The 13,852-nt window shown below is 71.3% G+C and carries 14 protein-coding genes; 6 read left to right on the top strand and 8 right to left on the bottom strand.

What is annotated here, in order from left to right:
• Nucleotides 1-115: 115 nt before the first annotated feature.
• Genes GPA03_RS02085 through hrcA form a run of 3 tightly spaced genes read right to left on the bottom strand, consistent with a single transcriptional unit; the run spans nucleotide 116 to nucleotide 3,072 of the window.
• On the bottom strand, nucleotides 116-880 hold the full coding sequence (locus GPA03_RS02085; protein ID WP_156250337.1) for a 16S rRNA (uracil(1498)-N(3))-methyltransferase: 765 nt from the start codon (nucleotides 878-880) through the stop codon (nucleotides 116-118).
• A 10-nt stretch (nucleotides 881-890) separates the two neighbouring features.
• A complete protein-coding gene (gene dnaJ, locus GPA03_RS02080) occupies nucleotides 891-2,012 on the bottom strand; it encodes a molecular chaperone DnaJ (RefSeq protein ID WP_156250336.1) in 1,122 nt (373 codons plus the stop codon).
• A 34-nt stretch (nucleotides 2,013-2,046) separates the two neighbouring features.
• A complete protein-coding gene (gene hrcA, locus GPA03_RS02075; protein ID WP_156250335.1) occupies nucleotides 2,047-3,072 on the bottom strand; it encodes a heat-inducible transcriptional repressor HrcA in 1,026 nt (341 codons plus the stop codon).
• A 120-nt stretch (nucleotides 3,073-3,192) separates the two neighbouring features.
• On the opposite strand from hrcA, the gene GPA03_RS02070 reads away from it, so the two are divergent.
• Complete coding sequence (locus tag GPA03_RS02070; RefSeq protein WP_156250334.1) at nucleotides 3,193-4,041, top strand: DUF3097 domain-containing protein; 849 nt, start codon at nucleotides 3,193-3,195, stop codon at nucleotides 4,039-4,041.
• Here the strand turns inward: GPA03_RS02070 and GPA03_RS02065 are convergent.
• From GPA03_RS02065 to lepA, 4 genes are all read right to left on the bottom strand, one after another.
• On the bottom strand, nucleotides 4,028-4,894 hold the full coding sequence (locus GPA03_RS02065) for a hypothetical protein (RefSeq protein ID WP_156250333.1): 867 nt from the start codon (nucleotides 4,892-4,894) through the stop codon (nucleotides 4,028-4,030). The two genes, GPA03_RS02070 and GPA03_RS02065, sit on opposite strands and share 14 nt — an antisense overlap.
• 3 nt (nucleotides 4,895-4,897) lie before the next feature.
• A complete protein-coding gene (locus GPA03_RS22975; protein WP_156250332.1) occupies nucleotides 4,898-5,965 on the bottom strand; it encodes a DUF2189 domain-containing protein in 1,068 nt (355 codons plus the stop codon).
• Between the two features lie 81 nt (nucleotides 5,966-6,046).
• Entirely contained in the window at nucleotides 6,047-7,198 is a 1,152-nt protein-coding gene (gene hemW / locus GPA03_RS02055; protein ID WP_156250331.1) for a radical SAM family heme chaperone HemW, read from the bottom strand.
• Nucleotides 7,198-9,084, bottom strand: coding sequence for a translation elongation factor 4 (gene lepA / locus GPA03_RS02050; RefSeq protein ID WP_277754858.1), 1,887 nt, complete (start codon nucleotides 9,082-9,084; stop codon nucleotides 7,198-7,200). The genes hemW and lepA overlap by 1 nt, the downstream gene beginning before the upstream one ends.
• 93 nt (nucleotides 9,085-9,177) lie before the next feature.
• Between lepA and GPA03_RS02045 the strand changes: the two genes are divergently transcribed.
• The 5 genes from GPA03_RS02045 (at nucleotide 9,178) to GPA03_RS02025 (ending at nucleotide 13,329) form a co-directional block, all read left to right on the top strand.
• Nucleotides 9,178-9,849: a hypothetical protein gene (locus GPA03_RS02045; RefSeq protein WP_156250329.1), complete on the top strand. Its 672-nt coding sequence runs from the start codon at nucleotides 9,178-9,180 to the stop codon at nucleotides 9,847-9,849.
• Nucleotides 9,850-9,928: 79 nt separating this feature from the next.
• Nucleotides 9,929-10,858: an ABC transporter ATP-binding protein gene (locus GPA03_RS02040; protein ID WP_156250328.1), complete on the top strand. Its 930-nt coding sequence runs from the start codon at nucleotides 9,929-9,931 to the stop codon at nucleotides 10,856-10,858.
• A complete protein-coding gene (locus tag GPA03_RS02035; protein WP_156250327.1) occupies nucleotides 10,855-11,619 on the top strand; it encodes an ABC transporter permease in 765 nt (254 codons plus the stop codon). Before GPA03_RS02040 ends, GPA03_RS02035 begins: the two co-directional genes overlap by 4 nt.
• A 17-nt stretch (nucleotides 11,620-11,636) precedes the next feature.
• Nucleotides 11,637-12,692, top strand: coding sequence for a sensor histidine kinase (locus tag GPA03_RS02030; RefSeq protein WP_206673432.1), 1,056 nt, complete (start codon nucleotides 11,637-11,639; stop codon nucleotides 12,690-12,692).
• A 16-nt stretch (nucleotides 12,693-12,708) separates the two neighbouring features.
• A complete protein-coding gene (locus GPA03_RS02025; protein WP_156250326.1) occupies nucleotides 12,709-13,329 on the top strand; it encodes a response regulator transcription factor in 621 nt (206 codons plus the stop codon).
• On the opposite strand, the gene GPA03_RS02020 is transcribed toward GPA03_RS02025, so the two are convergent.
• Nucleotides 13,255-13,803, bottom strand: a complete 549-nt coding sequence (locus GPA03_RS02020) for a GNAT family N-acetyltransferase (protein WP_162458227.1) — start codon at nucleotides 13,801-13,803, stop codon at nucleotides 13,255-13,257. The genes GPA03_RS02025 and GPA03_RS02020 overlap by 75 nt on opposite strands.
• Between the last annotated feature and the right edge of the window lie 49 nt (nucleotides 13,804-13,852).

Genomic DNA, 13,852 nt, shown 5'->3' with positions numbered 1-13,852 from the left:
GGTCGGGCGACCGAGCGGAACCTGCTGCGGGCGACATCCGGCGATCGCCCCTGCGCGGTCTGGGGCGTCGTCACCGGGCGATCGGTGACTCACCCGGTGTCGATCGAGCGAGACCTCAGGCCCAGCGGCCGGAGCGAGCGCTGATGGCGGCGAGCGCCGCCGGCCCCGCGGTGGAGCTGCGCAGCACGTTCGGTCCCAGCAGCACCGCGGCGCCACCGGCGGCGACGAGGGCGTCGACCTCGTCGTCGCTGATGCCGCCCTCGGGCCCGATCACGACCATCACCTCGCGCACCCCTTCGAGCGGTACCTGCACCAGTGGTGCGCTCGCGACCTCGTGGAGCACCAGCACCACGGCGCCACCCGCCACAGCCTCGGCGACGACGTCCACGAGCGCGTTCCCGCGCACGAACGGCAGCACCTCGGGCAGCCACGAGCGCCGCGCCACCTTGGTGGCTGCGTGGACCAGCGCCCGCCAGCGCTGCTCGCCCTTGGCCTTCTTGTCGCCGCGCCACTGCACGACCGAACGCTCTGACTGCCACGGCCGCACCGCGTCGACGCCGAGCTCGGTGGCGGCCTCGACCGCCATCTCGTCGCGGCCGCCCTTGGCGAGCGCCTGCACGAGCACCAGTCGAGGGGTGGGCGGCTGCTCGTGGGCGACCTCGCGCACCGAGATCTCGACGGCGCCCGGTCCCGATCCGTCGGCGACGTCACCTCGGAGCCTGGTCCCGGCGCCGTCGACCACCTCGATCGGCTCACCGGCGCGGAGCCGCTGCACCGAGGCCGCGTGGCGGGCCTCGGGGCCTGTCAGCGTCCAGCGATCACCCGGGCCGAGCCCGACGCCGATCGCGCCGGGCTCCACCACGAAGACCGGCGCGGTCACGACCCCACGCTCACCGACCGGCGAACGTGTCGCGCAGCTTCCGGAGCACCGAGTTCTTCACCGGTGAGATCCGTGCCTGCGGACGCTCCTCGCCACGCTCGGCCGCCAGCTCGCGCATCAGGCGGTCCTGCTCGGGGGTCAGCTCGGTGGGCACGCTGACCTTGACGTGCACGTGCAGATCACCGCGGCCGCCTGCCTGCAGATGACCGATGCCGAGTCCGCGCAGCGTGACGATGTCCTCGGGCTGGGTGCCGGGCCGGATGTCGACCTCCTGCTCACCGTCGAGCGTCTCCATCGCCACCACGGTGCCGAGCGCCGCGGCCGTCATCGGGAGCTCGACCGTGCAGTGGATGTCGTCGCCGCGGCGGGTGAAGATCGGGTGCTTGCGCTCCCGCACCTCCACGTACAGGTCGCCGGCGGGGCCGCCACCGGGACCGACCTCACCCTGTCCGCTCAGCTTGATCCGGGTGCCGGTGTCGACGCCGGCGGGGACGTTCACGGTGATCGTCCGGCGGCTGCGGACGCGGCCCTCGCCGGAGCACTCCTGGCACGGGTCGGGGATGACCGAGCCGAAGCCGCCGCATGCGGCGCAGGGCGCCGTCGTCATGACGTTGCCCAGGAAGGAGCGGGCGACGCGCTGGACCGAGCCACGGCCCTGGCACTCCACGCACGTGACCGGCCCGGTGCCGGGGCGGCAGCAGGAGCCGTGACAGACGGTGCACACCACGGCGGTGTCGACAGTGACCTCGCGCGCGACGCCGAACGCCGCGTCCTTGAGCTCCACGTCGATCCGGATCAGCGCATCCTGGCCGCGGCGCACGCGCGAGGCCGGGCCACGGCTCGCGCCACCAGCACCGGCCGCCTGGAAGAACGACTCGAAGATGTCGCTGAACCCGAAGCCTGCGCCGCTGCCGGACATGCCGGGCATGCCGCCACCCATGTCGTACATCCGGCGCTTCTCGGGGTTGGACAGCACCTCGTGCGCGGCGCTGACCTCTTTGAACTTGTCGGCAGCCTCGGGGCCTGCCACATCGGGGTGGTACTGACGCGCGAGCTTGCGGTAGGCGCGCTTGATCTCCTCGGGAGTGGCCTCCCGGGACACGCCCAGCACCTCGTAGTAGTCCGTCGTCACGCTTCTCGTCTCGTTCGTTGGTTCGTGATCGGCGTCAGGGCGCCAGGATCTTGGACAGGTAACGCGCCACCGCGCGGACGGCGGCCATCGTCGAGGGGTAGTCCATCCGGGTCGGTCCCACGATGCCCACCTGACCGAACCCGCTCCCGCCACCGGTTGTTCCGTAGGCGCCGGCCACCACCGCGGTCTCGCTGAGGCCCTCGTCGAGCGTCTCGGCTCCGATGCGCACCGCGAGCGGCGACTCCTCGCCCATCTCCGTCAGCAACCTGAGCAGCACGACCTGCTGCTCCAACGCCTCCAGCACGGGCGAGATGGTGCGCGTGAAGTCGACGTCGGCACGGGCCAGGTTCGCCGTGCCTGCCATGACGATACGCTCCTCGACCTCCTCGGAGAGGGTGTCGGTGACGAGCTCGGCGATCTCGGTGACGAGCGCGCGGTCATCGTGGGGGAACGCCTCCACCACCTCACGGAAGGCTCCCACCAGGTCGGGCATCCGCCGCCCGGTCCCCGCCGCGTTCAGCCGCGCACGCACCTCGGCGAGCAACGGCGCATCGATCTCCTGCTCGTGCTCGATGATCCGCTGCTCGACCCGCCCGGTGTCGGTGATGATGACGATCATCAGCCGGTGTGCGGCCGCTGGGACGAGCTCGACGTGACGCAGTGCCGATCGGCGCAGCGAGGGGTACTGCACCACCGCCACCTGCTGGGTCAGCTGGGCGAGCAGGCGCACCGTGCGCTCCAGCACGTCGTCGAGATCGACGGCGGAGTCCAGCAGCTCGTGGATCGCGCGCCGCTCCGCCGCCGAGAGCGGCTTGACGACGTTGATCCTGTCGACGAACGCCCGGTAGCCCTTGTCGGTGGGGATCCGGCCGGCGGAGGTGTGTGGCTGGGCGATATAGCCCTCCTCCTCGAGCACTGCCATGTCGTTGCGGATCGTGGCGGGCGAGAAGCCGAGGTTGTACCGCTCCACGAGGTGACGCGAGCCAACCGGCTCGCGGCTGCGGACGTAGTCCTGCACGATCGCGCGGAGCACGTCGAGCTGCCGGTCCTGCCGTTCCATCGGCTCGCCTCCTCCTGACGACTCGCAGTAGCGCTCGTGATGGCACTCACGGTTCCCGAGTGCCAATTCTAAGCCGTGCCTCCCACACTCGCGGGCGTGGCCTGCGTAACGTCGACCGGCGTGAGCCACGATCGTTACGGCAGCGACGTCCTGTCCCAGGACCCGCACCGCCACCGCAAGCCTCAGACCACCGACGTGCCGGCCGATCGCGGCCTGGTCGTCGAGGACGTGACCAGCGGGTGGGTCGGTGCTGTGGTGCGGGTCGAGAAGAGCGGCGGCGAGCACGTGGTCGTGCTCGAGGACCGCCAGGGACGCACCCGCACGTTCACGCTCGGCGCCGGCTTCTGGGTGGACGGCAAGCCCGTGCGACTCGTGGCGCCGCGACCGCGGTCCGGTCCCGCCACGCCGCGGCGGACCGCCAGCGGCTCGGTCGCGGTCACGAACGCGCGCGCCCGGGTGGCGCGCGCCTCCCGGATCTGGGTGGAGGGTCGCCACGACGCCGAGCTCGTCGAGCGGGTCTGGGGTGATGACCTCCGGGTGGAGGGTGTCGTCGTCGAGATGCTCGACGGCGTCGATCACCTCGCGGATCGCCTCGCCGACTTCGGACCCAGCCCCGCGCGCCGCGTCGGGGTGCTCGTCGACCACCTCGTGCCCGGATCCAAGGAGAGCAGGATCGCCGACGCCGTGATGGCGACGTTCCCGGGTGTGCTCGTGCTGGGGCACCCGTACGTCGACGTGTGGCAGGCGGTGCTGCCCGCCCGGGTCGGTCTCGCGGAGTGGCCGCACGTCCCGCGGGGCACCGACATCAAGGTCGGCACCCTCCGCGCCCTCGGCTGGCCCGCGAAGAACCAGGCGGACATCGCAGCCGGGTGGAAGCGGATCCTCGGCCGGGTACGTGACTACAAGGACCTCTCGCCCGCGCTGCTCGGGCGCGTGGAGGAGCTCGTCGACTTCGTCACGGTCGACTGAACGCCGCGCTGCGCCGGTAGTAGTCCGCGAACGCGAGCACACCCACCGGCATCGAGACGAGCGTGCCGAGCCCGCACAGCAGCGCTCCGACCGCGTTCATCACGTAGGCGGCGAGCACCAGCACGATCGTCTGGCCAGGCTCTCGCAGGCTGGCGCTCACACTGACCTTGACGGCCTCGACCGCCGACAGCCCGCGCTCGACCACTAGCAGCACCGCCCAGACGCCGAAGAACATCACGATCAACGGACCGATGCCGGTGATCGCGAGCAGGGCCGAGGCGACGCCGAGGATCAGGGCGAGCAGGAGCAGCTGGGCCACGTGGCGTGGGCGGAAGAAGTCCGCGACGCCCACGCGGTCGCCGTCGACCGCCTTCAGCGTCGCTGTCGCGAAGGCACCCTGCTGCACGACGGCGAGCAGCACGATGACCAGCACGGTCACCAGCCCGCCCACACCGAGCAGCGCCGGCAGCCCGGCTGGGGTGCCGCCATCGGCGAGCCGCAGCGCGCCGAACGCGATCAGCAGCAGCGCCACGGGGATGACGAAGATCAGGGCCCAGATCAGTTGGGAGATGACGAACGGCACCGGGTTGTCGGCGAAGATCCGCCAGGCGCGGCGCAGCGAGTCGGTGGCCTGGGGCGCGGCATCCGGCCCGGTGTCTGCGCCGCTGTACCCGGGTCCGGGTGGGAGATAGTCCCCTGCCCGCAGATCAGGCAGCGGCGCGAACCCGCCCTGATCGGGGCTGGGATACGCGCCGCTGGGATCCGGTGCTCGGCCGTACGGCTCGTGCGGATCGGACGCAGCCCCCGGGTCCGAGATCGCTCTCGGCTCGGGCTCCTCCGGGGGCTGCGTCATCGATCAGGGTGCGGCGACGGGCTGGCCGGAGAGCGTCTTGTACGCGAACGCCCAGGCGAGCACCAGCAGCGGGACCACGATGATCAGACCGGTGAAGCAGACCACGATGACGCCCGCGATCACCAGACCGATGGTGGCGAGCCAGAGCACGATGACCGAGCCCAGGTTCGACGTGACCAGGCGGAAGCTCTCCTTCACCGCGTCCACGACCTGCAGGCCGCGGTCAGCCGCGACGTACAGGGTGAACACGCTGAGGATGGCCCACACGAGGTTGAGGATGCTCGTCAGGAACGGCGACACGACCGACAGCAGGCCGAGCACCAGGCTGACGACGCCGAGCGCCGCGGCAGCGACGAACAGCGGGCCGGCGTGGGTGAAGTTCGTGAACGAGCCGAAGCCCTCGAAGCGGCCGTTGACCTTGTGCACGGCGCCCTGGATCAGGACGGCGGACAGCAGGTAGGTCACGATCGAGGCGAGACCCGCCAGCAGCTGGCCGGCGAAGGTGTACTCGACCATCGGGATGGAGCCGGCGTCGCCCAGGTCCACGTTCACGGACGGGTTGAGCAGGCTCTGCAGCACGACGCTGATGACGGCGACCGCGAGGAACGCGCCGATCCACACGCCGGCGTTCGACTTGAACGCGTTCCAGCCGTAGCTGATGGCCGAACCGACCGAGAACGGCGGCTGGTCCGAGCCCCACTGGCCACCGGCCGGGCCGCCATACTGCGGCGCGCCGTACTGGCCGTACTGACCGCCGGGAGGCGGCGGCGGGGCAGCACCCGGGAAGCCACCGCCGGGAGGCGGCGGCGGCGCGCCCCCACCGGGCGGGGGCGGCGGGAAGCCACCGGGCTGCTGCGGTGCGCCGTAGCTGGGCGGCTGGTTCGGGCTGCCGTAGCTCGGGGGCTGGTCAGCCGGCGGCTGGTTCGGGCTGCCGTAGCTCGGGGGCTGGTCGGCCGGCGGCTGGCTTCCGCTGCCGTAGCTCGGCGGAGGCGGCGGCGGGAACCCACCGGGCTGCTGCGGGTTGGGCTGCTCACCGCCCGGGTTCTGGGGGTCCGGCGGGTTCTGCGTCATGTCACTCCTGTAAGCGAATGGTGGAGATCTGGTGCGCGCCTACCGTACCGATTGATGCCCGGTTCGTGGGGATGCCGGGCTTCAGGCCACCAATCTGCCCACGACGGTGTCGGCGAGCAGCCGCCCGGACCGGGTGAGCCGCGCGATCCCGGCGGCTGCGGCGCCCGGTTCCAGCAGACCTTCCTGCACCATCGCGGGCAGCTGCGCCCGGGCGGCGCGCCCCTCGACCGGGAGTCCCTCGACCAGCCGGATGCCGAGCAGCACCTGCTCGTCAGCGACCTGCTCCGCCGTGAGCGCCTCGGTCTCCTGGATCGGAAGCTCACCGTCCTCGAGCCGCTGCGCGTACGCACGGGGGTGCTTGACGTTCCAGAACCGGGTGCCGGCCAGGTGGCTGTGGGCGCCCGGTCCGATCCCCCACCAGTCGTGCGAGCGCCAGTAGGCGACGTTGTGTCGGCAGCGCTGCTCGGGCGAGCGCGCCCAGTTGGAGATCTCGTACCAGCCGTAGCCCGCCTGCTCCAGCAGGTCGTCGACGACCTCGTACTTGGTGGCCTGGTCGTCGCCGTCGACGCCAGGAAGCTCGCCGCGGCGCACCCGGGCGTGCATCTTCGTCCCGGGCTCGATCGTGAGCGCGTACGCCGAGACGTGGTCCGGCTCGAGCGCCAGCACCGCCGCCACGCTCGCGCGCCAGTCCTGGACCGACTCCCCCGGCGTGCCGTAGATCAGATCGAGCGAGACCGCGAGGCCCGCTCGCTTGGCCCACGCGACGACCTGCGGGACCCGCTCCGGGTCGTGCGTCCGGTCGAGCGTCGCGAGCACGTGCGGGACCGCGGACTGCATCCCGAAGGAGACCCGTGTGAAACCTGCCTCGCGCAGCGCCACGAGGTCCTCCAGACCCACCGAGTCCGGGTTCGCCTCCGTGGTGACCTCGGCGTCGGATGCCAGGCCCCAGGTGTCCCGGACGCTCGCGAGCATCGAGGCGAGGTCCGCCGTCGGGAGCAGCGTCGGGGTGCCACCTCCGAAGAACACCGTCGAGACCTCGCGTCCGGCCAGCCCCCGGCGCCGCAGCTCGACGTCGGCGAGAGCGATCTCCTGCGCCGCGGTGCGCGCGTAGGCCGCCTGGCTGGCGCCGCCGCCGAGCTCGGTGGCGGTGTAGGTGTTGAAGTCGCAGTAGCCGCAGCGCACCGAGCAGAACGGCACGTGCAGGTACACCCCGAACGGTGACGACGGCGGCACTACTTCTTCTCCTTGCCGCCCCCGGCGTCAGAGGAGAGCGCGGCGACGAACGCCTCCTGGGGGACCTCGACGCGGCCGATGTTCTTCATCCGCTTCTTGCCCTCCTTCTGCTTCTCCAGCAGCTTGCGCTTCCGGCTGATGTCGCCGCCGTAGCACTTGGCGAGCACGTCCTTGCGCATCGCGCGGATGGTCTCGCGAGCGATGATGCGGCTCCCGACGGCGGCCTGGATCGGCACCTCGAACTGCTGCCTCGGGATCAGCTCCTTGAGCTTCTCGGTCATCATCACGCCGTAGGAGTACGCCTTGTCGCGGTGCACGATCGCCGAGAACGCGTCCACGGGCTCGCCCTGCAGCAGGATGTCGACCTTGACCAGGTCGGCCACGGCGTCCCCGGTCAGCTCGTAGTCGAGCGTCGCGTAGCCACGGGTGCGCGACTTCAGCTGATCGAAGAAGTCGAAGATGATCTCCGCGAGCGGCAGCGTGTAGCGCAGCTCGACCCGGTCCTCCGACAGGTAGTCCATGCCCTGCAACGATCCGCGCCGGCTCTGGCACAGCTCCATGATCGTGCCCACGTAGTCGCTGGGCGTGAGCAACGTGGCCTTGACGAGCGGCTCGCTGACCGAGCCGATCTTGCCGGCCGGGAACTCGCTGGGGTTGGTGACGACGATCTCCTTGCCGTCCTCCATCGTGACGTCGTAGATCACGTTGGGCGCCGTCGAGATCAGATCGAGGTTGAACTCCCGCTCGAGCCGTTCCCGGACGATCTCCAGGTGCAGCAGCCCGAGGAACCCGCAGCGGAACCCGAACCCGAGCGCGACCGAGGTCTCGGGCTCATAGGTGAGCGCGGCGTCGTTCAGCTGGAGCTTGTCGAGCGCCTCCCGCAGGTCCGGGTAGTCGGAGCCGTCGATCGGGTACAGGCCCGAGAAGACCATGGGCTTGGGGTCCGCGTATCCGGCCAGCGCGTCCTTGGCAGGCTTGGCCGCGTTGGTGACCGTGTCACCGACACGCGACTGGCGCACGTCCTTCACGCCGGTGATGAGGTAGCCCACCTCGCCCACGCCGAGCCCCTTGCTCGGCTTGGGTTCCGGCGAGGAGACGCCGATCTCGAGCAGCTCGTGGGTGGCGCGCGTGGAGTGCATGAGGATGCGCTCGCGCGGGCTCAGGTGCCCGTCGATGACGCGGACGTAGGTGACCACGCCGCGGTAGACGTCGTAGACCGAGTCGAAGATCATCGCGCGGGCCGGGGCGTCCGGGTCGCCGACAGGAGCCGGCACCTCCTGCACAATCCGGTCCAGCAGCGCCTCGACACCCTCACCGGTCTTGCCCGAGACCCGGAGGCAGTCCTGGGGGTCGCCGCCGATGAGGTTGGCGAGCTCCTCGGCGTACTTCTCCGGCTGCGCGGCCGGGAGGTCGATCTTGTTGAGGACCGGGATGATCGCGAGGTCGTTCTCCATCGCCAGGTACAGGTTGGCGAGGGTCTGCGCCTCGATGCCCTGGGCGGCGTCCACGAGCAGCACCGCGCCCTCGCACGCCGCGAGCGAGCGGGAAACCTCGTAGGTGAAGTCCACGTGCCCGGGGGTGTCGATCATGTTGAGCGCGTACGGCACGACCGAGCCGGACTCGTCCTCGTGCACGCCCCACGGCATCCGCACCGCCTGGCTCTTGATCGTGATGCCGCGCTCACGCTCGATGTCCATGCGGTCGAGATACTGCGCGCGCATCTGCCGCGGGTCCACGACACCGGTCAGCTGCAGCATCCGGTCCGCCAGGGTCGACTTGCCGTGGTCGATGTGGGCGATGATGCAGAAGTTGCGCAGCAGCTCCGGCGCGGTGGCGGCCGGAGCGATGCGGTTCGCCTGGTCGGCGGCACTCGGGATCGGGGGCAACGAGGGACCTCGCGGTGGCAGGGACGTGGCTGCTGCCATCGTCCCATGCCCGCGCCGTCCCACCTGACTGCGCCATTTGTGAGAATGGTCGCCATGAGCTCGCTGTCGGAGTCCCTTGGCGCCTTCGCGCGCGGTGGTGCCCAGCTGTTGCGGTTCCCGACGGCGTTCCTGCTCGGGTGGGCGTGCATCGTGCTGCTGATCCTCACCCTGGAGGTCTGGGCGCTGCTGGCGGGCGACGGCGGTCCGGGGACCGTCGGGGCCGTGCTGCTGATCCTGTTCCTCGCGCTGCTCGCGCTGCCGGTCGTGGTGCTGGCGCTGCGCCGGCGACGCTGGCTTCGGCTGACCGCCGAGTCCGAGACCACGGCCAGGCCGGTCGTGACCGACACGTCGGTCGACCTCATCCGGATCGACTCGCTCTCGGACAAGGTCGAGGACGACATGAGCGGCCTCGAGGGCGAGGAGGACGTGCGGGCCGTCATGGACGCCTTCACCGAGGTGCAGCTTCCGGAGGCGAGCCGCCGCAGCACCGGGGCACGGCTGACCCGGGCGCTCGGCGTCGGCCGGTTCGCGGTGATCGGGCGTGTTTTCGGGCGGATGGAGCGAGCCCAGCGTGCGCTGCTGCGGGCGGCCGGCGGACCGACCAAGGCTCCGTATCTCGTGGACGACCTGCGGGTCACCGTGGCCGCGTTCGCGGGCACGATGCTCACGATCGCCGTCGGCGGGCTGACGATCCTCGTGATGGCTGCGGTGCTGCTCGCGCGCTGACACGGATGACATCTGTCACGGCCGGTTCCGTGACGCGCGATCCTGGCCGGTCCCCACCGCCGGCGCCAGACTCGGTGCCATGACAACGACAGCGCAGAGCGCGGTCGATCTCGTGGGGGTCACCAAGACCTTCCGGCCGCCGGGCGCCGACCCGGTCGAAGCGGTCCGCGACATCGACCTGAGCATCGGACGCGGCGAGATCGTCGCGTTCCTCGGTCCCAACGGGGCCGGCAAGACCACGACCCTCGACATGGTGCTCGGGCTCACCGACCCGACGTCGGGGACGGTCAGCGTCTACGGGCGGGCGCCGCGAGCCGCCGTGCTCGGCGGCCTGGTCTCCGCCGTCCTGCAGACCGGTGGTCTCCTCCATGACCTGAGCGTGCGCGAGACGGTGGCGGTGATCGCCTCCACCTACCGCGACCCGCAGCCGGTCGACGAGGTGCTCGAGCGCGCCGGGCTCAGCGCCCTCGCCAGGCGGCGGGTCAGCAAGTGCTCGGGCGGTGAGCAGCAGCGGCTCCGGTTCGCGCTGGCGCTGCTCCCGAACCCGGACCTGCTGATCCTCGACGAGCCGACTGCCGGCATGGACGTCGGTGCCCGGCACGAGTTCTGGGCCACGATGCGCGCCGAGGTCTCCGCCGGCCGCACGGTCATCTTCGCGACCCACTACCTCGAGGAGGCCGACACCTTCGCGGAGCGGATCGTCATGATCGCGCGCGGGGCGGTGGTGGCCGACGGCGCCACCCAGGAGATCCGGGCACGCGCCACCGGGCGCACGGTCACCGCCACGCTGCCTCCCGACCGGCTCGACGGCGCCGTCCGGCAGCTCCGCGCCACCGACTCCGTCACCGACGTCGACACCGCGGGTGACCGGGTGGTCGTCCGCGCGGGCGACAGCGATGCCGTGGCCCTGCTGCTGCTGAGCGAGCTCGGCGGCACCGGGCTGGAGATCACCACCGGATCCCTCGACGACGCCTTCCTCGCCCTGACCTCGGACGGAGCACAGCGATGAACACGACCTACTACCGGATGGAGCTGCGCCGGGTCGTCCGGGACTACATGAGCCTGTTCTTCACGGCCGTGCTGCCGGCGTTCCTCTACGTGATCTTCGGAGCCTCGCAGGGCTACTCGCAGGAGATGCTCCCCACCGGCGAGGGGAACGTCGCCTTCTACATGATGGTGTCGATGGCCGTGTACGGCGCGGTGACGGCGACCACGAGCATCGGCGGCATGGCCGCCGTCGAACGCATGCAGGGCTGGGGCCGCCAGCTCGGGCTGACACCGATGAGGGACCCGCAGTACGTGCTTGTCAAGACCGTGCTCGGGCTCACGGTGGCGGCGATCCCGGTCACGCTCATCTACGCGCTCGGCTTCTTCACGAGCGCCCAGGGCACCGGTCACCTCTGGGTCCTCACGGCGCTCCTCGCGCTGGTCGGGGCGGCGATGTTCTCGCTGTACGGGCTGGTGTTCGGGCTGGCCTTCAAGACCGAGGGCGCTGTGAGCGCGGCCAGCGGTTCGCTCGTGATCCTCGCGTTCCTGGGCAACCTGTTCTTCCCGCTCTCGGGGGCGATGCTGATGGTGGCCAAGTTCACGCCGCTGTACGGGATCGTGGCGCTCGCCCGTTATCCGGTCACGGACGGGTGGCTGATCTCGACCGACGGCCCGCCCGTGCACGAGCCGCTCTGGGTCCCGGTGGCTAGTGTCACGGTGTGGCTGGTGATCTTCGCGACGCTCGCGATCCTGCTGGTGCAGCGGGGACGCGGACGCCAGTGACCGAGAGCGTCCCGGTCGTGCCCCCCAACCCCTGGTCGCGGTTCGGCTGGCTCATGGGCGCCGGCTGGATCGTGTTCCTGTACTTCCCGATCCGCTCGGTCCTGGAGGTCGAGGTCGCCGACGGGTGGCGCCTGCTCGGGCTCGCGGCGATCGCGGCCTTCGGGGCGCTGTACGTCCTCGGCTTCACGCGGATCATGCGTGATGAGCGGCCGTACGGTGGCTGGCTGTCGCTGGCAGTCCTGATCGCGATCACGGGCGTGCTGGCGCTGATCATCGGTATCGAGGCGCTCGCGGTCGCGCCCTTCATCGTCTCGTTCGCGGTGTTCTCGTTCCGCTGGCCGGTGTGCGGACTCGTCGCGGGGATCGCGCTCGTGGTCGCGCTCACGATCCTCGGCATCTCGGGCCACGAGGGCCTGTGGTTCTTCTTCGTCCTGCTGCCGCTGATCTACGGCTTCACGATGCTGGTGCGCGGGCTCGGCCACTACGGCGACCGGCACGACAGGTTCGCCCGCGAGATGGCCGTGGTGAGCGAGCGGGAGCGTGTCGCGCGCGACGTGCACGACGTGCTCGGCCACTCCCTCACCGCGATCTCGGTGAAGGCCGAGCTGGCGAGCCGGCTCATCGAGGTCGACGGCGCACGTGCGGCCGCCGAGCTCACCGAGGTGCAGACGCTCGCACGGGAGGCCCTCGCCGAGATCCGGCTCACCGTCTCCGGCTTGCGGGCGACCCGGATCGACGACGAGCTCGAGGTGGCGCGCGACTCGCTCGTCGCCGCAGGGATCGAGGCGGACCTGCCGGCCGACTCCGACGAGGTGGATGTCAGCAACCGCATCGTGCTCGCCTGGGCGTTGCGCGAGGCGGTCACGAACGTGGTCCGGCACAGCGGCGCGCGCCGATGCGTGGTCACGCTCGGACCGGGCACCCTGGTGGTGACCGACGACGGCGTCGGGGACACCGGCGTCGAGGGGAACGGTCTGCGCGGCCTGCGGGAGCGGGTGAGCGCCTCCGGCGGCACGGTCACGCTCGGCACCGGCCCGGGCGGGCGCGGGCACGAGCTGAGGGTGGAGCTGTGAGGCAGGTGCGGCCGTGGTGAGCGAGACGCCGCCGATCCGGGTGCTGCTGGCGGACGACCAGGCACTGGTCCGCGGTGCGCTCGCGACCCTGCTCGGGCTGGAGCCCGACATCGAGGTGGTCGCCGAGGTGGGGCGCGGCGACGAGGTGGTGAGCGCCGCCGTCCAGAGCGGTGCTCACGTGTGCGTGCTCGACATCGAGATGCCGGGGATCGACGGGATCGAGGCGACCGCGGCGGTGCGTGCCCGGCTGCCGGGGTGCCACGTGCTGATCGTGACCACCTTCGGCCGGCCCGGGTACCTCAAGCGGGCGCTGGCGGCCGGTGCCACCGGCTTCGTCGTCAAGGACACCCCGGCCAGGCAGCTCGCCGACGCGGTGCGTCGGGTGCACCAGGGGCTGCGCGTGCTCGACCCCGCGCTCGCCACCAGCTCGCTGATCGAGGGCGAGAGTCACCTGACCGAGCGCGAGCGGGACGTGCTGCGGCTGGCTCTGACCGGCACCACGGTGGCCGACATCTCGGTGCGACTGCACCTGTCGCAGGGCACGGTCCGGAACTACCTGTCCTCAGCGATCGGCAAGACCGGCACCCACACCCGGTACGAGGCCGCCCGCGTCGCGCAGGAGCGCGGCTGGCTGTGATGCGCTGAGGCGAGCTGCGGGCCCTCCGCGCCAAGCCATCTTGACGTCGGGCGCTCGTTCCTCGTTGCCGGACCCGTCCGTGCGGTCGATCTCGACCAGACCGTGCGAGCGGTAGAAACCGCGAGCGGGCTCGTTGGACTCGAAGACCCAGAGCAGGAACCCGGCAGGACGGCGGGACTTGACCACCCCGAGCAGTGCCGATCCGACGCCCTCACCCTGGGCGGCAGGGTCGACGTACAGGTCCTCGAGCCACTCCCCCGAGATCCGGGCGTACCCCAGCAGGCGGTCACCGCGGTGGGCGACCCACACCTCGACAGCCGAGAGATCCCAGCTCGTGACCCACTCCCGAACCTCGCCGGGTGGATGGACGCCCCGCGGCATCGCGGGGTAGGCCGCGGCGCGTGCCCGCAGGTACACCGCCGCGACGGCGGCCAGGTCCGCCGGTGTGCCGGGGCGGAGCGCGACCTCGTTCATGCCGCCAGTGTGACCGGCCCTCGCGCTCGCGTTCGAGCGGTTCTCAGCC

Origin of the sequence: Pseudactinotalea terrae, from assembly GCF_009733845.1 — a bacterium.
GTDB classification, from domain to species: Bacteria; Actinomycetota; Actinomycetes; order Actinomycetales; family Beutenbergiaceae; genus Pseudactinotalea; species Pseudactinotalea terrae.
Note: the sequence above shows the minus strand (reverse complement) of the source record. Positions and strands in the feature narration are given on the sequence as shown.